Source organism: uncultured Pseudomonas sp., assembly GCF_913777995.1.
Lineage (GTDB): Bacteria > Pseudomonadota > Gammaproteobacteria > Pseudomonadales > Pseudomonadaceae > Aquipseudomonas.
Genome location: NZ_CAJYVE010000030.1, coordinates 35433 through 58965, shown reverse-complemented (window position 1 = coordinate 58965; position 23533 = coordinate 35433). Strand labels below are relative to the sequence as shown.

18 protein-coding genes and 1 pseudogene are annotated in these 23533 nt (G+C 65.2%); 12 read left to right on the top strand and 7 right to left on the bottom strand.

Annotated elements, in window-relative coordinates; all coding sequences use genetic code 11:
• Window positions 1–38 precede the first annotated feature (38 nt).
• From QZ497_RS13155 to QZ497_RS13140, 4 genes are all read right to left on the bottom strand, one after another.
• Entirely contained in the window at window positions 39–833 is a 795-nt protein-coding gene (locus QZ497_RS13155) for a class II aldolase/adducin family protein (RefSeq protein ID WP_295475500.1), read from the bottom strand.
• 21 nt (window positions 834–854) lie between these two features.
• Complete coding sequence (locus QZ497_RS13150) at window positions 855–1799, bottom strand: D-isomer specific 2-hydroxyacid dehydrogenase family protein (protein ID WP_295475497.1); 945 nt, start codon at window positions 1797–1799, stop codon at window positions 855–857.
• Window positions 1796–2929: an acyl-CoA dehydrogenase family protein gene (locus QZ497_RS13145; RefSeq protein ID WP_295475495.1), complete on the bottom strand. Its 1134-nt coding sequence runs from the start codon at window positions 2927–2929 to the stop codon at window positions 1796–1798. Before QZ497_RS13145 ends, QZ497_RS13150 begins: the two co-directional genes overlap by 4 nt.
• Before the next feature lie 177 nt (window positions 2930–3106).
• Window positions 3107–3997, bottom strand: a complete 891-nt coding sequence (locus QZ497_RS13140) for a LysR family transcriptional regulator (RefSeq protein ID WP_295475493.1) — start codon at window positions 3995–3997, stop codon at window positions 3107–3109.
• 247 nt (window positions 3998–4244) lie between these two features.
• Here QZ497_RS13140 and QZ497_RS13135 point away from each other — a divergent pair.
• The 4 genes and pseudogenes from QZ497_RS13135 to QZ497_RS13120 all read left to right on the top strand — a co-directional run bounded on the left by QZ497_RS13135 (window position 4245) and on the right by QZ497_RS13120 (window position 6948).
• A pseudogene (locus QZ497_RS13135) lies at window positions 4245–5222 on the top strand (ABC transporter substrate-binding protein).
• Between the two features lie 15 nt (window positions 5223–5237).
• Window positions 5238–6194, top strand: a complete 957-nt coding sequence (locus QZ497_RS13130; protein ID WP_295475490.1) for an aliphatic sulfonate ABC transporter substrate-binding protein — start codon at window positions 5238–5240, stop codon at window positions 6192–6194.
• Window positions 6195–6297: 103 nt separating this feature from the next.
• On the top strand, window positions 6298–6672 hold the full coding sequence (locus QZ497_RS13125) for a cytochrome c (RefSeq protein WP_295475487.1): 375 nt from the start codon (window positions 6298–6300) through the stop codon (window positions 6670–6672).
• A 69-nt stretch (window positions 6673–6741) separates the two neighbouring features.
• On the top strand, window positions 6742–6948 hold the full coding sequence (locus tag QZ497_RS13120; RefSeq protein ID WP_295475484.1) for a hypothetical protein: 207 nt from the start codon (window positions 6742–6744) through the stop codon (window positions 6946–6948).
• 34 nt (window positions 6949–6982) lie between these two features.
• Here QZ497_RS13120 and QZ497_RS13115 read toward each other — a convergent pair whose 3' ends face one another.
• Window positions 6983–8659: a DnaJ domain-containing protein gene (locus QZ497_RS13115; protein ID WP_295475481.1), complete on the bottom strand. Its 1677-nt coding sequence runs from the start codon at window positions 8657–8659 to the stop codon at window positions 6983–6985.
• A gap of 8 nt (window positions 8660–8667) precedes the next feature.
• Entirely contained in the window at window positions 8668–10359 is a 1692-nt protein-coding gene (locus QZ497_RS13110; protein ID WP_295475479.1) for a molecular chaperone HscC, read from the bottom strand.
• A 547-nt stretch (window positions 10360–10906) separates the two neighbouring features.
• Between QZ497_RS13110 and QZ497_RS13105 the strand changes: the two genes are divergently transcribed.
• From QZ497_RS13105 to QZ497_RS13090, 4 genes are read left to right on the top strand one after another with little or no spacing between them, the layout of a single operon-like run.
• Window positions 10907–12871 carry a protease modulator HflK gene (locus QZ497_RS13105; protein WP_295475477.1) on the top strand — a complete coding sequence of 655 codons (1965 nt, stop codon included), beginning with the start codon at window positions 10907–10909 and terminating at the stop codon, window positions 12869–12871.
• Window positions 12872–12918: 47 nt separating this feature from the next.
• A complete protein-coding gene (locus tag QZ497_RS13100) occupies window positions 12919–13917 on the top strand; it encodes a protease modulator HflC (protein ID WP_295475584.1) in 999 nt (332 codons plus the stop codon).
• The gene (locus QZ497_RS13095; protein ID WP_295475474.1) at window positions 13910–14935 is read left to right on the top strand and encodes a protease modulator HflK; all 1026 of its coding nucleotides are present in this window, start codon (window positions 13910–13912) and stop codon (window positions 14933–14935) included. Before QZ497_RS13100 ends, QZ497_RS13095 begins: the two co-directional genes overlap by 8 nt.
• Before the next feature lie 37 nt (window positions 14936–14972).
• The gene (locus QZ497_RS13090; protein ID WP_295475471.1) at window positions 14973–16928 is read left to right on the top strand and encodes a cation-translocating P-type ATPase; all 1956 of its coding nucleotides are present in this window, start codon (window positions 14973–14975) and stop codon (window positions 16926–16928) included.
• 145 nt (window positions 16929–17073) lie between these two features.
• Here QZ497_RS13090 and QZ497_RS13085 read toward each other — a convergent pair whose 3' ends face one another.
• On the bottom strand, window positions 17074–17988 hold the full coding sequence (locus tag QZ497_RS13085) for a LysR family transcriptional regulator (RefSeq protein ID WP_295475468.1): 915 nt from the start codon (window positions 17986–17988) through the stop codon (window positions 17074–17076).
• 309 nt (window positions 17989–18297) lie between these two features.
• On the opposite strand from QZ497_RS13085, the gene QZ497_RS13080 reads away from it, so the two are divergent.
• From QZ497_RS13080 to QZ497_RS13065, 4 genes are all read left to right on the top strand, one after another.
• On the top strand, window positions 18298–19320 hold the full coding sequence (locus QZ497_RS13080; RefSeq protein WP_295475465.1) for a zinc-dependent alcohol dehydrogenase family protein: 1023 nt from the start codon (window positions 18298–18300) through the stop codon (window positions 19318–19320).
• 499 nt (window positions 19321–19819) lie between these two features.
• Window positions 19820–21274 (top strand): hypothetical protein, encoded by a 1455-nt coding sequence (locus tag QZ497_RS13075; protein ID WP_295475462.1) that lies wholly within the window; start codon window positions 19820–19822, stop codon window positions 21272–21274.
• A 71-nt stretch (window positions 21275–21345) separates the two neighbouring features.
• A complete protein-coding gene (locus tag QZ497_RS13070; protein WP_295475459.1) occupies window positions 21346–22740 on the top strand; it encodes a PLP-dependent aminotransferase family protein in 1395 nt (464 codons plus the stop codon).
• Window positions 22741–22894: 154 nt separating this feature from the next.
• Window positions 22895–23530: a trypsin-like peptidase domain-containing protein gene (locus tag QZ497_RS13065; RefSeq protein ID WP_295475456.1), complete on the top strand. Its 636-nt coding sequence runs from the start codon at window positions 22895–22897 to the stop codon at window positions 23528–23530.
• Window positions 23531–23533: the final 3 nt, after the last annotated feature.

The window sequence follows — 23533 nt, the reverse complement described above, 5'->3', positions numbered from 1 at the left end:
CGGGGGGCGCCCCCCCAGCAGGCATTGGGTGCGATGGATCAGTGCTGGTAGTCACGGCCTTCGCGATCGAGCTGGCGGATCAACGCGTCCCAGTGGCGCTGAATGCCTTCGCCCAGACCGTCGGAAAAACGCTTGGACTGTTCGTGGACCTTGGCGATGGCCGCTGGCGCGGCGTGCAGCAACTGGTCGTTGCCGCCGGCCTGGGCGGCCACCTGGATGTTGCAGGCGCGTTCCAGACCGTGCAGTTCCCGGAACGCATGCTCGACACTGACGCCGCCGGTGAGCAGCCCGTGGTTGCGCAAGATGAGAATGTTGCTGTCCCCCAGGTTGGCCACCAGTCGCTGCTGTTCATCCAGGTCGAGGGCCACGCCTTCGTAGTCGTGGTAGGCCACACGGCTGTAGTAGGCCAGCGCATGCTGGGAAATGGGCAGCAGACCGTCGCGCTGCGCCGACACCGCCGCACCGTCACGCGTATGGGTGTGCAGCACCGCCTTGAGATCCGGACGAGCGCGGTGGATGGCACTGTGGATCACATAGCCGGCCTGGTTGATGCCCAGCCCCAGCGGGTCGTCGATGAGGGTGCCGTCGACGTCGACCTTGACCAGGTTCGACGCGGTGATTTCGTCGAACAACAGGCCGAAGGCGTTGATCAGAAAGTGCTCGTCTGGGCCGGGCACCCGTGCAGAGAAGTGCGTGTAGATGTGGTCGGTCCAGCGCAACAGCGCGGCCAGGCGGTAGGCGGCGGCGAGCTTGACGCGCACCTCCCATTCCTCGGCGCTGACGCGGTTGCGTACGTCGAGGGTGCCGATGTCGATGGCGGTCAGTGAACTCATGTCAGGTCTCCGGTGGTCGGGTCAGTAGCCGCGTCGGGTGTCGACCAGGTTGGCCAGGGGCGCCTGTTCGCGGTAGCGGTGGAAGTTGTCGATGAAGGCTTCGAGGAAGGCCGGGTAGCCGTCGGTGGAAATGGCCGAGGTATGCGGTGACAGGAACACGCGCGGGTGGTGGTAGAGCGGATGGCCGTCGGGCAGCGGTTCCGGGTCGCTGACGTCGAGGCTGGCGCGGCCGATGCGCCCGCTGTCCAGCGCTTCGAGCAACGCCTGCTGGTCGAGCAGGCCGCCACGGGCGATGTTGATCAGGTGCAGCCCGGGACGCGCATGGCTCAGCACCTGGCGATCGATCAGGCCACGGGTAGCCGGTGTCAACGGCGCCGCCAGCACCAGGTGGTCGCTACCCGCGAACAGCTGCTGCAGGGTTTCGGCGCGCGTGACCCCAGGTTGCTCGGCGATGGCCTGGCCGGGACGGCTCAGGGCCAGAACCTGCATGCCCAAGGCCACGGCCTTGTGCGCCAGGCTCTGGCCGATGCTGCCGAAACCGAGGATGCCCAGGGTGCGGCCGCGCACGGGTGCCAGCGCGCTGAGCTGCCAGGCGGCGTCCTTGACCCAGAGACCAGGCAGTTGCTTGGCCGCGGCGAAGATCAGGGCCAGAGCGAATTCGGCGACCTGTTCGGCGTTGGCCCCACGGCCGCTGGTCACCGGCGGGCCGTGGAATACCCAGTCCGGGTAGAAATCGATGCCCGACGAGACCAACTGCACCCAGCGCAGGCCCCATGGCCAACCGACGGGCACCTCGTCGACCCGCTGACCGCGCACATTCAGCGGGCGCAGGATCAACACGTCGGCGGGCACATCGAGGTTCGGCTGCCCCAGGGGCAGGTCGATGACCCGGTGGTCGACCAGGCGCTCGCGCAACCATTGGTTGGCGGCAGCATCCAGCTGGCTGGCGATCAGCGAGGCACTCATGCCGACACCTCTGCGAACGCGACGCGGCCTGCCTGGCCGAACACCACGTCGTCCTGCGGGGTGTGGATGCGGCTGCACAGCACGTCGCGGTAATGGCGCTCCAGCGGATTACGACGCGACAGGCCAGGGTTGCCGGCTGCTTCGATGGCCAGTTCCACGGCCTGGATGGCGTTGTTGCACACCAGGTGCTTGATCTGCCCGGCGTGCCGCGCCTCGATCTGCCCTGCGGCGGCGGAGTCGAGCAGACTGCGATTGGCGAACAGCAGGGTGTCGATGCGCCCCAGCACTTCCTGGAAGCGTGGCAGGCTGGCCAGTGGCGCCCCGAGGTTGGACGGTGCCCGCTGTTGCAGGAACGTTGCCAGCCAGTCTCGCGCCGCCTGGGCCACGCCGTCGTACACCGAGGGCAGCAGCACGGACATCCACAGCAGCCCTTCGGGGTCGAGTTCGGCGCGTGGTGCGCTGGCCGGGCTGACGCTCACCGCATGGTCGAGGGGAATCAGCACGTCGTCGAAGCGCACTTCGTGGCTGCAGGTGGCACGCATGCCCAGATGGTCCCAGTCCTCGACGATCTGAATGCCTGGGGTGTCGCGGTGGACCAGGAAGCCGCCGACCAGCGGATCGTGGTCGTCGCTGCGTCCCCACACCAGATACCAGGTCAGGCCATGGCTGCCGGTGGAGTAGATCTTGCGCCCCGACAGCCGCCAGCCTTCCGGGGTGCGCCGCGCCACGCTGGCGGGCAGGCCACCACGGGCCGGCGTGCCGAGATCGGGCTCGACACGCAGCGCGTTGATCAGTGCGCCGTGTGCCACGGCCTCCTGGGCTACGCGACGGCGCAGGTGCTCGGGCCAGCGCGGATCATCGTGCAGGCGGGCATGTTGCAGGTACTGCATGACCAGAATCAGCGCGCTGGCCGGGTCGCCTTTGCCGACGGCTTCGACCACCCGGCGTGCTGCAGGCAGGTCGGCGCCACCACCGCCAAGCGCACGTGGCACGCTGAAGGCCAGCAGCCCGTGGCGGCGCAACAGGTCGAAGTTGTCATGGGGAAACTGCGCGCTGCGGTCATAGCGCTCGGCGTTGGCGGCCAAGGCTTGGGTCAGCTCGGCCAGGGCGCGCGGGGAAGGGTGACTCATGGGGCTTTCATCCCTGAAGTACGGTGGTTTTTAAGACCGTATTCGCATGGATCAAAGCTGTAAAAGTCTTTTTGGTTCTATGCTAATTATTTGTTTTAAGAATCTTTAATATTTTTATATATGCAAAATTCGCATTAAAGGGTGCGTGTGCCGCGTTCCCGCGCGGCACATAGGGGGTCAGCCCTGCAGGCGCTGCGCGGTCACCCGGCCGAACAGCTCCACCGGCTCCTGCAGATTGCCCAGGTAGCGCGGATGGAACAGCCACAGGTCGACCTGCGGTTTGAAGTCGCTGATGTTCAGCACCTCCAGCGCATCGCGATGGCGGCTGGTGTGCAGCAGCGGCTCGGGCACCAGCCCCAGGCCCTGGCCGCTGGCCACCAGGCCCAGTTGCAGTTCGGTGCCGAAGGTTTCCAGGTTGATCCCCAGGCTCAGGCCCTGTTCGCTCAAGGCGCGTTGCAGGCCGGCACGGAAGCCGCAGCCGTCGGGGTTGAGCACCCAACCGCGGGTGTAGCAGTCCTTGAGCTTGCAGTTGCGCTTGCCGACGCTGCCCTTGGCTGCCACCACCCTCAGCGCCATGCGCCCGATCGACTGGCTGGCGATGCCCTCGGGGAAGATCTTGCCCGGTGGGAACAGGGCGGCAGCGGCATCCAACTCGCCATTCTCCATGCGCGTGATCAGGCTGCTGCCCCAGCCACTGCTGACCTGGGTACGCAGGGGCGGGTAGGCTTCGCGGATCTGTGCCAGGGCGTCGAGCAGCACCACGTCGCCGAGCGTCTGCGGCATGCCCAGGCGCAAGGTGCCGGAAGGCGCACCGTCGTTGGCCACCAGCTCGCGCAGTGAGTCGATCTCGCGCAGGATGGCCTTGCATTGCTCGTAGACACGCAGGCCCATGGGAGTGGGTTTTAGCGGTTTGGTATTGCGGTCGAGCAGCGTGGCCCCGAGGGCTTCCTCGAAGTTCTGTACGCGCCGGGTGATGGCCGGTTGCGTCAGTTGCAGGGCTTCGGCGGCCAGGTTGGTCGACTGGCAACGAATGACCGCCACGAAGGCGTCCATATCATCGATTTTCATGTTCGGCGCTCGGCAAAAGGAACGGAAAAATAACGCATGCACATAATCTGCCTGAAGAATAATGCTGCCTGTGTCAATTACCAAGCCGCCCTGATAATCGTGACTGGAGCCCTGATCTTGCGATGCATGTGATTAAATGCATATTAGGTTATTCCTAAAATCAATTTAATTTATTAATTGGTCCTCGTTTAGAGTCGCTGCCATCCGGGGCGCAAGAAGCGCCTCGCCATAGACTTCGAGGAGCGCCATGTCCATCCGTTCAAGATTGCTGAACCGCTTGTTGCCCTTTGCCGCGGCCATGCTGCTGGTCACTTAGGCGAGTGCTGCCGAGCGCCTGACCCTGCGCATCGGCGACCAGAAGGGCAACATGCGCGCCCAGCTGGAAGCTGCCGATGCCCTGCGCGACCTGCCTTATGACATTCGCTGGGCGGAGTTTCCCGCCGCCGCGCCGCTGGCCGAGGCGTTGAACGCCGGGGCCATCGATGCGGGCATCATCGGCGATGCGCCGTTGTTGTTCGTGCTGGCGTCCGGTGCGCCGGTCAAGGCCATCGCCGTCGACAAGTCCGACCCTTATGGCACCGCACTGCTGGTGCGCCCGGATGCACCGCTGCAAACCGCTGCCGACCTCAAGGGCAAGCGTATTGCGACCGGGCGTGGCTCGATCGGCCACCACCTGGCCCTCAAGGCCCTGGACCAGGCCGGGCTGAGTGAAACGGACGTGGAGTTTCGTTTCCTGGGGCCGGTCGACGCCAAGATCGCCCTGGCCAATGGGGCAGTGGATGCCTGGTCGACCTGGGAGCCTTATACCGCGCTGGCCGAGTTGAGCGGGCAGGGGCGAGTACTGGTCAATGGTCGTGGCCTGTCGAGTGGCAACAGCTTCCTGGCCGCCACCGACCAGGCGCTGGAAGACCCTGCACGCCGCGCCGCCTTGCAGGACTACCTCAATCGCCTGGCGGGTGCACAGGTCTGGGCCTACCAGCATCTGGACAGCTATTCCAAGACCCTGGCGACCATCATCGGCTTTCCGCAAGACGCTGCCCGGCTGCAGTTCGAGCGCCGCCAACTGCATTGGCAGGCCATCGATGCCAAGACGGTTGCCGAGCAACAGGACACCGCCGATTTCTACCAGGCCCATGGCCTGATGAACGAACGCCTCGACGTGGCACCGACCTTCGCCCAGGGCTTCAGCGTACCGGGCACCGGCAAAGTCGCCGCCAATCCTTGATCAGGAGGTTCCGTCATGACCTTTCCATCCTGGCGCCGTCTGGCGCTGACGCTGGTGCTCGGCACGCTGCTGCCGGGCCTGGTCCAGGCCGAGCAGACGCTGCGCATCGGCTACCAGAAATCCTCGACCCTGCTGACCCTGCTCAAGACCCGCGGCACCCTGGAGCAACGCCTGCAGGCGCAAGGCATACGCATCAGCTGGCACGAGTTTTCCAGCGGCCTGCCGCTACTGGAAGCGCTCAATCTGGGCAACGTCGACTTGTCGGCAGACGTCGCCGATACCGTACCGGTGTTCGCCCAGGCCGCCGGCGCCAAGCTGACCTATTTCGCCCGGGAGACCGCCTCGCCCAGGGCCCAGGCAATTCTGCTGCCTGCCGACTCGTCGGTCCGCAGCCTGGCCGACCTCAAGGGCAAGCGCGTGGCAGTGACCAAGGCCGCCGGCAGCCATTACCTGTTGATCGAAGCACTGGCCAAGGCCGGCTTGAGCTTCAAGGACATCAGCCCGGCCTACCTGATCCCCGCCGATGGGCGGGCGGCGTTCGAGAACGGCAAGGTCGATGCCTGGGTGACCTGGGATCCTTACGTCGCCAGCGCGCAGCGCCAGCAGCAGGCGCGCATTCTTGTCGATGGCAGCGGCCTGGCCAGTTACCAGCGCTACTACCTGGCGGGCAGTGACTACGCCAAGGCGCACCCCGATGTGCTGCGGCAGGTCTACACCGCCCTGCGCGAAACCGGCCGCTGGGCCAAAGCCGAACCGGCCGCCGCTGCCGCGATTCTCGGCCCGCTGTGGGGCAATCTGGACAGCGAGACGGTGCAACAGGCCAACGCACGACGCAGTTACGACGTGCAGCCGGTGCGGCTCGATGAATTGGCTGAGCAGCAACGCATTGCCGATGCGTTCTACCGCGAAGGGCTGTTGCCCAAGGCGGTGGACGCCCAGGCGGTGAGTGTGTTCGAAGTGCGGGCGGAGTAAGCGCAGCAGGCTGCATTCATAACGGCCACTGGATGGGGGCCATTGGCCAGGATACACTCGCTCCCCTCATCATGCCGGGCATCAAATGGGTGCTAAGTCTGCTATGAAACGGATCTTCACGGTTTGCCTGGCGGTCTCTCTGATCGCCCAGGCCTCGGCCGGGCTGGCCGACTCGGCCAATGGGAAAAAGCTGTTCACCGAGCGCTGCGCCTTGTGTCACGGCGCAGACCTCAAAGGCTCCGGGCCGCTGGCCAACAAGAGCGATCCCCCTACACCGGACCTCACCACGGCGGCCTTCAACAAGCGTCTGCACGATTATCCTGGCGTGATTGTCGCGTCGGTCATTCTGCGCCCCAATGGCGACCTGATCCCCAGGACGCTGCGGGAAAACGGGGTCAAGGTTCCGCCACACGCCTGGACGGTGAACGATTTTCGCGACCTGAACAGCTACATGACCGGCACCATCTCAGGCCGATGAAGCTGCTTGGATCGAGGCCAATCGGCTCTCGACGGTTCAGAGCCCGCTGACATCAAGAAGGAGCTCTACATGATCGAACTTCTGGCCGAAGTACTGCTTCGCGCGGTCTGCTTTCCTGTCGGTTGGTTGACGCTCAGGCTGGTGACCTTTGGGAAATACCCCCCAGAAGGGACTTGGCATTCCGAGTCGCCGACATCCGAGTGGGTGACGGCAATCGGGTTGGCGGTGCTGGTCGTCGCTATGATGGCTAGCTTGCGTCAGTTCGTCTTTTCGTAGCCTGCGTCTTTTCCGTTTGAGCGTGGCAGCTCCGTCATGGGAGCAGCCAGCGGATCGCCACCAACAGCGCAAAGCCGGCCGCGAAGAGCAGCGGTCGCTTGGCCTTGCCGGCATGGCGTAACACCCACGCCCAGCCATGCTGAATCCAGGCTGCCGGGGAGTCGCCACGGGTCACCACGTCGACGAAGCGGATGCCGCCAGCCAGAGTGAGCAGCCCCATCACCACACCGAGCGGCGCATGGGTCTGGCCCCAGGCGAACACCAGTGCCGCCGGTGCCAGGCAGGGCAGCAGATGGCGCAGCAGAAGTACGCCGTTGCCGTCGCGTACCAGCCTCCTTGGCAGCAGGCGCATGCTCAATATCACGTCGGTCTGTACCAGCCCCTCGGCGACCTTCGACCAGAAGATACCCACCCAGGTCATGATCCAGACCAGCACGTAAGCCATTACGGCCGTCGCGGGCAAGATGATCCAGAAACGCTCGTCGTTCCCGTGCGCATCCAGCTTCAAGACCAGGTACAGACACAGCCAGAGCATGCCCCACAGGTAGATGCGCGCCCAGCCCCAGTGACCCTTGGGTCGCCAGGCCTGCCAGTCGGCAAAATAGCGGCGTTGCAGGCGCTCAGGCAGTGATGGGTCGTCGTGGATATGGTGCGCGAGTTCTGCGCACGCCTCCCAGTCTTCCGAGATGAAGCGATCCGCCCACTGGCGGCGCTGGCCGGGCGTCAGGTCGGCCAGCAGGAACCACGCCGCGTTGTGTCGGGCGTCCTCGGGCGGGCGAGCCAGCAGTTGGCGCAACTCGGCCTCCAGGCGAGCGCTTTCATAGCGGCGCTGGACATCGGCCCACCGCTCTGCACTGCAAGGCAGGTAGCCCTGGATTTCGTCCCAGCCGGCCAGCGTGCAGAGCTGTTCGAAGAATGTCGGCGTCCAGTGCACGTGGTTTTCCAGCAGCTCCAGCATCTGCGCCTTGAATCGATCACGGCGGTCCAGTGGTTGCAACCATTCACTGCTCAGTGCGCGGTGCAGGCTATACAGGGCCTGTTCTTCCTGCTGAGCATGCAGCGCCTGGTGAGCGTGGCGCAGGGCGCGGCTGGCCAGCCGCTGCGCGAGGATCTCCATCTCGGCATACGGCAGGTATTCGGGCTGTCTTGCCGTCAGCCAGCCCAGGTAGCGATGCGCCCAGTCCAGCGCTTCGTCGTCTGCCTGGTGCAGCAGACGCTGCAGCAGGTGTTTCTGGAACGACGCTTCGAGCCCGGCAGCCTGCGCTTGTGCCAGTCCTTCGTCGAGGCCGCCGCTGAACAGGCTCTCGATGCGCAGTGGCGGGCGCGAGTCGAGTTCCTCCAGCCTCGGCGGCACGCTCTGGGTGAGCGGCAGTCCGGCAGCAGGGTGCGCTTCGGAGTCGCCGCCTTGTGCCTCGTATAGCCAGGCCGGGTCCGTCTCGCCATCCATGCCGCCAAGTGCGGTTTCTGCGGCTGGGGGCACGAAGGACTGCTCGTACCCGGCATCCTTGTCGAAGAACGTCTCGGACTCCTCTAAGTCGCCGTGCTCGGCACGCCACCGTGCCTGGTCCAGGGCGCGCTCGTAGGCTTCGCGCAGGCGCTGGAAGGCCTGGGGGTCTTCGTCAGGGCGGTGGGTTTTCAGCAGGCGGGCATAGGCGCGCTTGATCTGGCGTTCATCGGCGTCTGCGGCAACGCCCAGTATTTCCCAATCCATGGCCGGCCTCAGAGTCGCTGCTCAAGACGGTCGAGGCGCTCGGTCAGCAGCACACGGGCCTCGCGGATCGCTCGTTCATCCTGGCGCTCCAGCTCATGCTGGAACTGTCGGGCCAGGTCGGCAACGTACTGGCGCGTGTCACCCAGGCTTTCCTGATACAAGCGCTCCATGCGTGCCATCAGCACCGTGTTGACCTGCTGGTCGCGTGGGTGCACCTTCAGCGCGGCGAGGCTTTCCAGGCGCTGGGCGATTTCCTCGGCGCTCAGCACACCGGGATTGTTCTCGATCACCAGCGTGCGGCGCTCGTCGGTCAGCGGGATGTGCACCTGGGCTTCGAGCAGGCCGTTGATGTCGTAGGTGAAGCGCACTTCGAGGCTGACTTCACCGGCAGGGCGGGGCGGCACAGGTACTTCAAGTTCGCCCAGGAAAATATTGTTTTTCACCAGTCGGCTCTCGCCCTGGAAGATGCGCACCTTCACCTTCGTCTGCCCGTCGTCGACGGTGTATACGGTCTGCACCCGGCTGACCGGCACCACGCTGTTGCGTTCGATGATCGGCAGGTACAGCCCGTAGTCGCGGCGCAGGTCATCACCGGAAGTGGTTTCGATGCCCAGGGTGTAGGGGCAGACATCGGTGAGCACCACCTCTTCGAGCGAGGCATGGCGGGCCTTGAGGGCCGCCTGGATGGCCGCCCCCTGAGCCACCACCTCGTCAGGGTTGAGCTGCATGGCCGGAATGCGCCCGAACAGGCTGGCGACCAGCCGGCGCACCAGTGGCATACGCGTGGTGCCACCCACGAGCAGTACTTCGTCGAGGTCGGCGGCCTTGATGCGCGCATCGCGCAAGGCACGTTCGATCGGCGCACGCAGGCGCTCCAGCAGGGGTTGCGCGAGGCGGGCCAGATCGTTCTGCGTGATGGTCAGCGCCCATTCGCGCTCGTCTTCGCGCACCGTGAAGGTGGCCTGCAGTTGCTGGCCCAAGGCATGGCGTACGCGCTGCGCTTCACGACGCAGGCGCTGCGCCATGCTGCCGTCGCTGGCGTTCGGCAGGCCCTGGGCCTGCGGCGAAGCGCGGAAATGCTCGGCGAGCAGGTCATCGAAGTCTTCGCCACCCAGGAAGTTGTCGCCAGCACTGGCGCGCACTTCCATGACGCCTTCGAACAGCTCCAGCACCGACACGTCGAAGGTCCCGCCGCCCAGGTCGAAGACCAGGAAGGTGGCTTCTTCCTTATGGTGCAGGCCATAGGCAAGGGCGGCGGCGGTCGGTTCGTTGATCAGTTTCTCGACCTTCAGCCCGGCCAGCTCGCCTGCCACCCGCGTGGCCTTGCGCTGCGCATCGCTGAAATAGGCCGGCACGCTGATCACCGTTTCGGTGACCGGCTCGCCTAGGTAGCGTTCGGCGTCTTCCTTGAGGCTGCGCAACAACAGGGCAGACAGCTCTTCGGCCCGATAGGGGCGGTGACCCAGTAGGGTTTCATGGGCACTGCCCATGTGCCGCTTGAACAGCGAGGCAGTGACCTGCGGGTGGGTCTGCAGGCGCTCGCGGGCGACGTCGCCGACGATCAGATGCCCGTTGTCGTCGAGCCCGACCACGCTGGGGGTGAGCACCTTGCCCAGCGCATTGGGAATCAGCTTGGCGGTTTCGCCGCTCCATACCGCCACCAGGCTGTTGGTGGTGCCCAGGTCGATGCCGATGATCATGGTCGTTCCTTGTGTGTATCGAATGCCAGGCGTATATGACCGCGAAGATTCAGAGAGTATCCAGAACGGAGAAAACATTTCGGCTCGCCCCCGAACCAGTCCTTGCAAGGTCGAAATGCCGCTCGAACGTGCCCAACGGGGTAAGGGCATGGAACCAGCGTGCCGGGAGTGGGTGGGCTAGGTGACTGCTAAACCAGTTGCCTTGGACGGGCTATGGATGTTTGAGCAGGTGGGCATTTGTGGTGTTGCCGGAGACTCACTGAACAGATCCTTGGTTTCGAAGTGACATCATTTGATGGTCGTTCATGAAATCGTCAGCTAAGGCCGTCTGAGCTGTGCTGAAATAGCCTCCCGCTCAACCAATCTCACAAGCCTTGCCCATGAGTCAGATTGAGGGGTGGAAACCGCTCTGCCGGCGTCGAAACGCTGCTCACTGCGCGTTCAAGGCAACTTCTTCGGAGTTTTCCCAGATAAACCAGTCTTGACGGGTCGGCGCACCGCCGCCCGGCAACAATACGTCTTCGCATTCCGAGTACCTGGAGTCATGGTGAGTACAGTCCTGGATACCCCGGATCTACACAGCAAACCTCGCTTTCTGCAAGCGCCCGAGCAGGCAAGGCACTTGGTCCGTCTGTGTCGATTGGCACTGGCTGGTGCTGGCGGGTTATGGCTGCTGGCGCTGCTGGTTGAGCTCTTTTCACCCGATGCCCACTGGGTCCCCCTGTTACGAGTGAATGCCGCTGCACTGTTGTTGCTGGCGGCCGCGGGGCATTCAGCCTGGTTCATTGTCAAGTGGCGGGTCGAGGCACAGGGGCAGCAGCCCCTGCGTCTGGCCTTCTGGCGAAACACCGGCCAGGTGCAGGACGAAGACCAGCCTCTCAGTGCCTTCGACCGTTGGTTGGCGCGCACCGGTGATGCACTGGCCAGGTGCGCGCGGTCGCTCGGCCATGACGTGTTGTGGCTGTCGGGCTGGTCGGTGTTGGCGCTGGCACTGGTCATGGGCAGTTGGCGTTTCGACCTGCCGGCACCGGCCGCCGCCACTCAGGCAAGCTGGGTGGCAGTGGGCGTCTTGCTGGCGCTGGCACTTGCGCTGCTGATCGTCGAAAGGCACCTGGCCTCGGCCAGCGAGGCGGACTGGCCGGAGGCGGTTGCCTTGGCGACAGTGGTCCGCGTGGTGATTCTGGTCCAGGTGCTGTCGATTCCCTGCCTGTTTTTTGCCGATGGCGCGCGGTTGTGGCCGGCCCGTCTGGCCGTGCTGATCGGCATACTGCCTGGCCTGTTGGCGGTGGAGTTCCTGGTGCGTGCGCTGGTCGCGGCATTCCGGCCGCAACGGGCGGAGCAGGAGCCCGCCCTGGTGGCGCGTAGCCTGATGGGGGGCATGTTGCAGTGGCCGCCGAGGCCGTTGGCCGCGCTGCAGGGCGAGTTACAGCAGCGCTTCGGGATCGACCTGCAGCAGGTCTGGGCTTTCGGTTTCATGCGCCGGGCGCTGCTGCCCGTGGCCGCGCTGGTGGCGTTGGTCGGCTGGCTGCTCAGCGGGGTGGTGCAGGTGCCGCTGGAGGGGCGCGGTATCTATGAGCGATTCGGCAAGCCGGTGCAGGTTTATCCGCCGGGGTTGCATGTCGGCTTGCCCTGGCCGTTCGGACGGGTGCTGGCGGTGGAGAATGGTGTCATCCACGAGCTGGCGACCTCTGGTCGCGAGATGCTGGCCGACCCGATGGCCGGTGCTGAAGGGGAGGCGCCGATGTCGGCCAACCGCTTGTGGGACGCAACCCATGCCAGCGACAACGCCCAGGTGATCGCCGGCAGCGATGACGTCCGGCAGAGCTTCCAGATCGTTAACATGGATGTGCGCTTCATTTACCGCATTGGCCTGGACGATGCCTCCGCCCTGGCGGCGACCTACCACAGCGCTGAAGTCGCGCAGTTGGTGCGCAGCCTGGCCAACCGCGTACTGCTTCATGATTTCGCCAACCGGACATTGGACGGCGTGCTCGGCTCAGAGCGCGAGGCCCTCAGCCGTGACATCGGCAAGGCTGTGCAGGCTGACCTCGACCGGCTGCAGAGCGGCGTGCAGATCCTGGCCACTTCCGTGGAGGCCATTCACCCACCCGCTGGCGCGGCGAATGCCTACCATGGCGTGCAGGCGGCGCAGATCACCGCGCAGGCACTGATCGCCCGTGATCGCGGTCAGGCCGCCGAGCAGACCGGCCAGGCCCGCCAGAATGCCGCGCTGCTGGTCGACCAGGCCGCTGGCAGCGCCCACGAAGCCCTCGCCAAGGCCCAGGCCGCAGAACTTGGCTTCAACGCCGAGCGGTCTGCCTGGCGACAGGCCGGGGCGGCGTTCGTGCTGGAACAGTACCTTGCGCGGTTGCGCGAAGGCCTGAGCAACAGCAAGGCTTTGATCATCGACCACCGCATCAGTGCCGGACAGGCCTCGACCCTTGACCTGCGCACCTTCGCCGCGCCAGTCGATCCGGCTACCTCGAAACACAACCAGGAGCGCACCCCTTGAGCCCCCACGCCTCTCACGCTCACGATGACCCCGCGGCCCATGACTGCGTGCATGACCATGATCACGACCATGACCATGACCATGACAGCGATCACGACGGGCCAGCGCGACCGGCCTGGCCGCGGATCCTCGGGGCCGTGCTGCTGGTGCTGTTGTTGGCGGCAGTGGCCTGTTTCGTCCAAGTGCGTATGGGCGAGGCCATGGTCATCACCCGCTTCGGCAACCCGTCACGGGTGTTGCTAGAACCAGGCCTGGCCTGGCGCTGGCCGCAGCCGTTCGAGGTGGCGGTGCCGGTCGACCTGCGCCTGCGCACCACCTCCAGTGGATTGCACGATGTCGGCACCCGCGACGGCCTGCGCATCATCGTGCAGGCCTACATCGCCTGGCAGGTGTCGCCGGACCCGCAAGATATCCAGCGCTTCATGCGCGCAGTGCAGAACCAGCCGGACGAGGCGGCGCGGCAGATCCGCACGCTGGTGGGCTCGGCGCTGGAAACCACCACCAGCGGCTTCGAACTGGCGGACCTGGTCAATGTCGACCCCGGACGCGTGCGCATCGAGGCCTTCGAGCAGCGGTTGCAGGCGCAAATTGCCGATCAGCTGGCCCAGACCTATGGCATCAAGGTGGTTCAGGTAGGGATCGAACGCCTCACCCTGCCCAAGGTGACCTTGGAAGCCACCGTCGACCGCATGCGCGCCGAGCGCGAGACGATCGCCACCGAGCGCACCGCCGAAGGCAAGCGCAAGGCGGCCGAGATCCGTTCGGCGGCCGAACGGGATGCGCGAATTCTCGAAGCCGACGCCACCGTGAAGGCGGCGCAGATCCAGGCACAGTCCCAGGTGGAGGCGGCGCAGATCTACGGCAAGGCCTACGCCAGCGCGCCTGAGCTTTACAAGCTGCTGCGCTCGCTGGACACCCTGGGCACCATCGTGACGCCCGACACTCGCCTGGTGCTGCGCACCGATGCGGCACCGTTCCGGGCGCTGGTCGACGGACCCAACCCGCCGGCGTCGCTGAGCCGCGAAGCAGGTCAAGGCCATGACTAGCCCGCGCCAGCCTGCCGGCCCCTGGCTGCAGTCGGCGCGGATCGGTTTCATCGCCCTGTACGCGGTGACCGTGCTCGCCGCGCTGGGCTGGTTGTTCGGCAATGTCCGTTCGGTAGGGCCGGAAAGCCGGGCCGTGGTGCTCAGGCTGGGGGCCGAGCAGCGTATCCAGAATGCTGGCCTGCTACTGGCTTGGCCACGTCCGTTCGAACAGGTAGTGATGTTGCCTTCGGATGGTCGGGTGACCGAGCGCAAGGTGGAGCTGTTGTTGCGCTCGGACTTCGCACATAAGGCGGACTTGGGGCTTGTGCCGGCCAGCGACGCGACGGCCGGGTCCGGTTACCTGCTCACGGCCGAAGCAGGCATCGTGCAGCTTGAGGTGCGGGTGTTCTATCAGGTCGTCGAGCCGTTTGCCTTTGCCCGTCAGGGCGTCCATGTGGATCCGGCGCTGGATCGCCTGGTCGAGCGCAATGCCGTTCAGGTCTGCGCATCCCGAGACATGGATGCGATTCTGGTCGCGCGGCCTGAACTGGTAGGCGCCGATGCGCAGATTGCCGAGCGCCGTGAGCGTCTGCGTGGCGACTTGCAACAGGGCATCAACCGCAGCCTGGCGGCGCTCAAGGCGGCAGGCGCCGACCTGGGCATCACGGTGGTACGGGTCGATGTGCAATCTTCGCTGCCGCCCTCGGCGGTCAGCGCCTTCAATGCCGTGCTGACCGCCAGCCAGCGCGCCGAGCAAGCGGTTGCGAGCGCCCGCAACGAGGCCGCGCAACGACTGCAGCAGGCCACCCAGAATGCCGAGCGCACCGTCCAGGTCGCGCAGGCCCAGGCGCGTGAACGGCTGGCGCAAGCCAGTGCCGCCACCAGCACCATCGTCGGCCTGGCACAGCAGCAGGACCCTGGCCTGATGCTGCGGCTGTATCGCGAACGGGTGCCCGCCATCCTGTCCCGTGCGGGCTCTGTCACCACGGTCAATCCCGAGGACAGCGGGCATTTGATCCTGCAAGGCCCCAAACCATGAACGCCTATTCTGGCCCCTGCATCTGGAACCCCGGACGATGAGCGCCCACCATCAGCACGGCCATCACCACCACGGTCATCACCATCATGGCCATGTCCATCTCACCTCGGGTCTGCTGTCTCGGGACGAGCGCCGGCAGGCCGCACGCCAGTTGACCTTGGCTATGGTCGCCCTCGGGCTGCTGGCGCTGGGCTTGGCCTGGCAAAGCCTGGCCCCAGACCAGGAAGGCGTGGCGCAGTTGCTGTTGGGCGCTGCGTCGTTGCTGGTGGCCGTACCGGTGCTGGGCTCGGCGTGGCACAGCCTCAAGCAACCGAGCCTGCATGGCGTCACCGACCAGTTGATTGCGCTGGCCATGCTCGGCGCCTGGGCCATTGGCGACCTGACCACCGCCGCCTTGTTGCCGATCATCATGATCTTCGGGCACGTGCTCGAAGAGCGCAGCATGCTGGGCTCGCAGGAAGCCATCGACGCCCTGGGCCGCCTCACACGCAGCCAGGCGCGGCTGATCGGTGCCAACGGCGAGGTGAGCGAGGTCGACAACGCCAGCCTCAAGGCGGGGGACCGGGTAGAGGTAAGAGCCGGTGACCGGGTGCCGGCCGATGGTCGTGTCCTCGAAGGCCAGGCCAGCCTCGATACCGCGCCCATCACCGGGGAGTCCTTGCCGCAGGAGGTTGCGCCGGGTGCGCCTGTGCATGCAGGCGCGATCAACCTCGATGGCTTGCTGCGCATCGAGGTGACCGCCACTGGCGAGGATTCCGCGCTGGGCAAGGTGATTGCCCTGATGCGCCGTGCAGAGCAGGCCAAGCCCCCCATCACCCGGCTGCTCGAACGCTACGCCGGGCGTTACCTGCTGCTGGTGCTGATGATCGCGGCGGCCACCTGGTTCATCACCGGCGATGCCCAGGCCATGCTGGCCGTGCTGGTGGCGGCTTGTCCGTGCGCACTGGTGCTGTCGGCCCCGGCCACAGCCATTGCCGGGGTCGCCGTTGCGGCGCGGCATGGCATTCTGATTCGTGGCTCTGCGTTTCTCGAAGAGCTGGCCGACCTGTCGTCGCTGGTGATCGACAAAACCGGCACCCTGACCCAAGGGGCACTGCACCTGCAGCAGGTCGTGAGCAGCCAGACCGAGGTGGCGGAGCATCAGGTGCTGCGCCTGGCTGCCAGCCTGGGCACGGCGAGCAGCCACCCGGTCAGCCGCGCCTTGGCCAAGTCCGTTCCCCGCGACCAGCACCTTGCGCTTGCCGAATTGCACGAGATGCAAGGTTTCGGGGTGGTTGCTTCGACCGAACAAGGCCAGGCCGCGCTGGGGCGTGCGGAGCTATTTGAGAAGCTGGATATCGCCTTGCCGGCGGTGCCGGAGCACGATGGCCCGATCGTTGGCCTGGCACTGCACGGACGTTTTCTCGCCTGGCTGCTGCTGGCCGACAATGTACGCCGGGAAGCGCCTGAAGCGTTGGCGCAACTGCGCGAGCTGGGGCTGCGCCGGCAGTTGCTGCTGACCGGCGACCGACGCAGCGTGGCGCAGTGGGTGGCGAGCCAGGTGGGCATCACCCATGTCGTCGCCCAGGCTTTGCCGGAAGACAAGCTCAAGCAGGTCAATCAGGAAATCCAGGCCGGTTTCAGGCCGATGGTGGTGGGCGACGGCATCAACGACTCGCTGGCGCTCAAGGCGGGCGTCGTGGGTGTCGCCATCGGTGCGGGCGGAACCGACATCGCCATGGCTGCGGCGGACATCGTACTGATCAATGGTGACCTGCGCCGCCTGGCCACCGGTGTGCGTCTCAGCCGCCTGTGTCGGCGGACTCTGCAATGGAATGTGCTGATCGGCCTCGGCTGGACAGTGGGGATCATGCTGGCGGCGGCGTTCGGGCTGCTGGGTGCGGCCGGCGCGATGATCGCGGCGCTGTTGCACAACCTCAGTACCTTGCTGGTGCTCGGCAATGCCGGGCGGCTGCTGCGCTACGATGAAAGGGACGAGGTATCGGTGTCATGAAGCAACTCACTGCCTGCATCGCCTTCGCCCATGATTGGGCTGCTTCAGGGGGCTGGCTCACTAGCTGAGCGCTCGCTCTGGCAGCGGCACGATGCGCTTGCTGTCCAAATGCTCAGGTCCTACTGAACACCTAGCGCCAATCCGATCAGAGACTATCCGGATCCCCGAAGAACATCTGAATCCGCGAGCGTAACCAGCGCTCCGCCGGGTCGTTGTCCTGGGCGCCGCGCCAGGCCATGTGCAGTTCGAAGGTCTGCGATTCCAGTGGCAGGTCTTCGGCGCGTACGCCGCCGCTGGCGGTGAGCACTTCGGCGGCGTAGTCGGGGACGGTGGCGAGGATGTCGGTGCCGGCCAGCAGGGTCGAGAGGCCATTGAACTGCGGTACGGCGAGCACCACGTGGCGTTTGCGGCCGATCTTTTCCAGGTGTTCGTCGATGAATCCCGACAGGTCGCCGGCGAAGGACACCAGGGCGTGCGGGCGGTTGCAGAAGTCGTCGAGGCTCAGCGGGCCGGGCACGGTGTCGGCGCGCAGCAGTCGTGGGCGGCTGCGGCGCAGCACCTTGCGCTTGGCATTGGCGGGCAGGTCGCTGGTGTAGCTGACCCCCACGGAGATTTCGCCCGAGGCCAGCAGGGCGGGCATGAGGATGTAGTTGACCCGGCGGATCACCAGCACGATGCCTGGTGCTTCGGAGCGCAGGCGCTTTAGCAGCGAGGGCAGCAGGGCGAACTCGACCTCGTCGGACAGGCCTATACGAAATACCGCATTGCTGGTCGCCGGGTCGAACTCGGCGGCGCGGCTCACGGCCGTGGAGATAGAGTCCAGGGCCGGGGAGAGCAGGGCGAAGATCTCCGAGGCCCGGGCGGTGGGCTCCATGCTGCGCCCGGTGCGCACGAACAGCGGGTCGTCGAACAGGCCACGCAGGCGTGACAGGGCGGCGCTGATCGCCGGCTGGCCGAGGAACAGTTTCTCGGCGGCACGGGTCACGCTGCGCTCATGCATCAGGGTTTCGAAGACGATCAGCAGGTTGAGGTCGACGCGACGCAGGTCGTTGCGGTTCATACGTGAGGACTCGGGCCTTGTATCGAGGCGCCCGCCAGGGCTTGGGCGAGGCAGGTGGGCATAGTACGGGCAAATCGGTCCGGGGTGTAGCCGTCGATTGTTGCCCGTGGCGCAAAGGACCCTGGCAGTAGACGGTTGCATTGTGGCATGTGAATGCCACAATGGCCTCCTTTCGAGGGTAGGGCGGAACCGCAGCACACCCTGACGAATCAATGACAGACATGTCGACTATTAATGGCCACTGACTGGTCCTGCCGGGAAAGCCCCGATAAAGTGCAGGGCATCCTGATACAAAAGGCGAGGTTCTAAATGTCCCGCATGATCCGTTTCCACCAGTTCGGCCCGGCCGAGGTGCTCAAGATCGAAGAGCACCCGGATGCGTTGCCTGCGCCCGGCGAGGTGCAGGTGCGTGTCCATGCCATCGGCGTGAGCTGGTATGACGTTCTCTGGCGGCAGAATCTGGCCAGCACGCTGGCGCGCTTGCCTGCCGGCATCGGGCATGAGATGGCCGGTGTGGTCACGGCGGTCGGCGACGGCGTCGATGATCTGGCCGTGGGTGACCGGGTGGCCAGCTTCCCCGCTGCTGACCCCAATCAGCATCCGGTGTATGGCGAAGTCATCGTCATGCCGCGCAATGCGCTGACGCGTTACCCCGACGTGCTGACTCCGGCGCAGGCCAGTATCCACTACACCCCCTTGCTGATCGCCTATTTCGCCTATGTCGACCTGGCGCGCATCAAGCCGGGCCAGACCGTCCTGATCACCGACGCCAGCCACTGCGCCGGCCCCTGCTTCGTGCAGTTGGGCAAAGCCCTGGGGGCCAAGGTGATCGCGGCGACCAAGACCGAGGACGCCCGCGACTACCTGCTGGGCCTGGGTGCCGACAAGGTGGTGGTGACCGAAGAGCAGGACCTGCTCATGGCGATCAACAAGTACACCGACAGTCGCGGTGTGGACGTGGTCTGCGACGGCATGGGTGGCCCACAGATGTCGCTGATGGGCGACGTGCTGGCGCCACGTGGCAGCCTGATCCTCTATGGCCTGCAAGGCGGCAACCAGACCCCGTTCCCGGCTTGCGCGGCGTTCCAGAAGAACATCCAGTTCTACCTGCACTGCCTGGGCAACTTCACCGGCAAGCCGCAGTTGGGTATCGATCAGGACAACGAAGCACTGCAGCGTGCCCTGCGTGATATCAACCAGCTGACCGGCGACGGCGTGCTGCAGCCCCTGGCGATCAAGCCATTCGCATTCGAGCAGGTGGCCCAGGCCCACCGTTATATGGACGGTTGCCCGATCGGCGGCCGCGCCGTACTGGAGCTGCCGGTCACCTGAACCCTACCGATTCGCCCTGCTCACCAGGAACCCGGTCGCTGACAACGACCGGGTTCTTTGTTTTTCAAACTTCCTACAAGTAATAGCGTGTATTTGTAGGAGTGTTCGCTACTCGGTTAGGCGCATGTCTGACGTTTTGTCGTGCCGATAAACATATGAAACTCCAGCACGCGCCAAGCATTATCTGACCCGGTATGTCCGGTCTGCTTCAGCCTGATACGAAGAGGCGCTGCGGGGCGCCGTTCCAAGGGCTGGGGCGATGCCGGGCCAGGTACGCAGCACAAAGCACAGCGCGTGTAATGGTTCTTCAAATGCCGTGAACGTGACGTTTAAAGAGACGAAAAGGGTGATCTTTGACCCTTTTCGCGTCGCTTGTAATCAAAAAGTCGATCCCGATAATGAGCCGTGATCTATTACTCAGGGAAAGAGCCGTGCTCAACGACAATAATGATTTCCAGCACTCTGCCGTTCCAACTTCGTGGCCTGCGGAGTTCGCATGATGAGCGATCTCCATGAACAGGCGATGAACTATGTCTACCAGCAAGTTCTGCAGCGTTTTCTGGGGCACCTGAGCCGTGCCGAACGCACCGCGTTGCAGCTGTTGATCCAGCGCTTGCTGGTGGCGGCGGGCGGCGCCGAACGCATCAGTGACTTCGTCCTGCTGGTGCCCTTCGGTGGTGGCAAGGACAGTGCCTACACCCTGGCGCTGTTGCGCGCTGCGCAACTGAGCATCTGCACCCGGGCGCCAGGCACCTTCAAGCTGCGCGTCGCGACCCTGCGTCATGCGGGCCTCAGCCCGGCGGTGATGGGCAATATCCATCGGGTGTATTCGGCGTTGTTCCTGTATGACGATCCGCGGGTCGAAATGCTGGTTTTCGATGATCAGCGCACCCATGCGTTCGAGCCGGACCTGCCGTTCTCCGCCGCTGGCCGACGCCAGAACCGCGCCGACATGCTGCGTGCCGGACACCTGACGGCGGGCGACGGGCGCAGCACCTTCTGTGACAGCTGCCACCTGAACCTGGCCGATGCGTTCTACCGTGCGATGACCTGGGGGGAGGGCGTCGGGGCGGTGGCCACTGGCGACTCACGCAAGGAGCAGAAGCAGTACATCACCTGGCTGATGCGTCTGGCCCAGGCGACCGGGCAACAGAACGGGCAATGGCGTCACCAGAGTTTTCAGGCGGTGATGCGCAGCCTCGGCAGCCTGACCCAGGCCTGGCGCCAGGAACTGTATGGCGAAGCCGAGGCCGCAAAGCCGCTTGGGCTGCCGGCCGGCAAAGCCGTAATGCCGGTACACGTGGCGGTGGGCGAGCTGTTCAATGGGCGGGCCGATGAGCACTGGGACTTGCTGACCGACTTTCTCGGCTTTCGCTTCGACGACCTGGCCCTGGCCTTCAGCGAGTCGGATTGTGCCAACCCGCTGCTGATGGCGCATCTGCAAGGCTTGCGCAGCCAATACCTGCACGGCGGCCGGTATGCCGATGGCATTGCCGGCTACCTGCAGGACGCGCGCCGGCTGATGCGTCGCAAGCGTATGCCGGCGCGGCTGGTCGCCCAGGTGCTGGCCGCCTTCGACGGCGACACCTGCATCCAGGCTCAGCGCGCGCTGGCCGCCGGTTTCGCCCAGCAGGCCTATGGCCTCAACGAGGCGCAACTGGTGTGCATGCTGTATTCACCGTTCGTCGATCAAGGGCAGGGGATGGAGCGCTACCTGCGTGATTGCCATCCCGGCATGCTGGTGGCACTGCCTGACCTGCACCGCGCGTTGTCCGGCCAGCAGGTACCGGAGCAGGTCCTGCAATGGCTGATGGAAAGCAGCGCGATGAGCCTGGCCGAGCTGCAGGCGTTGTACGCCAGGCGACGCATCGACCTGGCCAGCAGCGATTCGATCATCGCGCGTATCCGCGCCGCCGACCCCGAACGCTCGCTGCAGCGCCGCGCCGTAGCCTGAACCCGGCGTGCCCGAGCCGCCGGGCTCGGTGGCAACTGCCTGACTCATTTCCCTTTCCGGATGGCCATGCCATGAAAGAAAAAGACGATTTCGCCTATCAGACGGTGTATCGCTACCTCGTGCGCCTGATCGACGAGATGCAGACTGACTCGACCCTCAAGATGCCTTCGCTGCGCCAGCTGGCACGGCGCCTGCGGGTATCGATCTCCACCATTCAGAGCGCCTATGGTCTGCTGGAGCAGGAAGGGCGTATCTGCTCGGTGCCCAAGTCGGGTTACTACGCCATGCCCGGCAGCTTCGACAGCGAGGCTGCCTGCCCCGGTGGCAGCCTGCTCGACCGCCTTTACCACAACGTTCGCCGACCTGGGGTAACCATGCTGTCGGGCGACGAACCGCACCTGCTGCTGTCGCTGGAAAGCGCCTTGCAGAGTACCGAACGCGAACTGATGCGCCAGTACCCGCAGCCGCTGGCCACCGGCTTCCAGCCGTTTGGCGATCTGGAACTGCGCAGCGCCCTGGCCGCGCGTTACACCCGCAATGCACAGGATTGCTGGCATGCCGAGCAGGTGTACGTCGGCCCGGATCTGCTGGGCATGCTCAAGATCGTCGTGCAGACCCTCAATCTGGTCGGCACCACGGTGCTGGTGGAGTCGCCTTGCACCTGGACGGTCCTGCGCCTGTTGCAGGCGCTGAACGTTCAGGTGGTCGAGCTGCCGCTGGGCGAAGATGGCAACGTGCGCCTGACCGAACTCGACCACCTGCTGCTGGAGTACCCGATCAGCCTGGCCATCCTACCGTCCTCGCTGAACCCGGTACGCGGCACACGGCAGAGCCTGGACAATCGCCGGGGCATGGCCCAGTTGCTCAACCGCTACGGCACCTGGGTGCTGGAGAACGACAGCCATGGCGAGCTGGCCTTCGCCGCTGCGGGGCCCTGCCTGCGCGAGCTGATCGACCCACAGCGGCTGTTGATTCTCGGCAGTTTCGACAAGGTGCTGGGGCCGGAAGCGCCCTATGGCTACCTGCTGTGCAAGCAGTTCGACGAGCGCTGGCAGGCGTACTTTCTGCTGCGCGCCTTCGACCTGCCGCCCGTGCGCCAGAAGGCCATCGCCCGGTTGTGCAACAGCGGGCGCCTGGATGAGCATCTGGCGGAACTGCGCAGAACGCTGGAGGCGCGCATGCAACAGATGGGCGAACTGCTCGACCGCCATCTGGGCTGTTGGTTGCGTTATGAACTGCCGGTGGGCGGCAGCGGCATCTGGGCGCAGAGCCAGCAGTGCGTAGACATGCGCCAGGTCTTCGACCAGCTGTTGCAACGTCGTTTGGTGATCGCGCCGGGTGAGTTGTTCAGCCTCAGTGGCTTGCATCGCCAGCACCTGCGCATCAGTTACGCGCTGGACTGGAGCCAGGACGTAGCAGGGCTGCTCATGGCGCTGGGCGAGGCGCTGCAACAGGCGCGACGCTGAAACAGGGCCTGCCGACCGGCGGCAGTGATGGCATATTGATTCGGTGATGGCGCAATGACATATTTGCCGCGTCGCCACCCACCCCATCGTGAGCATCATGTTTTCCTGCAAACCACTCCTGGCAGCATGCTTGCTGCTCGGCGGTTGCAATGGAATGTCCACCGCGTTCGTCAAGGATCCCGATCAGAACCAAGCCTTTCTCGTCCACGCCGGCGGCCCGCTGTCGCTGGTGATGATGGGCAGCGCCGTGCAATGGAACGAAGACTACGCCGTCACGGTGAAGCACTTGCCGTACGTACCCGGTGCCGTGTTCCAGGGGCGTGGCGACGTGCAGTTCTTCCGCCACAAGGCCGCCCAGGCGCCGCTGTGGCGGCAGTACCGCCCTGGTGAGGAACTCACGGCGATCGGTTTCAACTCGATGTACATGCCCAGTACCGGGCGTGGTCAAGCGCTGGGCGCCATGGTGCGTCTGGATGCCAGCGATGGCGGGGTGCTGTATGCCACCCATAACGGCGCGACGGTCAAGGGCATGTCAGGTGGCCCGGTATTCGCCGACGATGGCCGTGCGGTAGGCATCAGCGTGGCCTATCTGGAGCGCAGCGACCTGGAAAGCCTCAAACGCGCCGACCTGCCACCCCAGGCCCAGGTGAGCATTTTCCTGCCCTATACGGAAATCAACCGTGAGTGGCAGCGTTTCCAGACTCAACTGCAGGCCGGCGGTCACCCGACCCCAGCGCCCGTCGGGCTCAGCGCCAGCCTGGCCGTGCAGGGCCTGCCGGTGAAGATGTAAAGG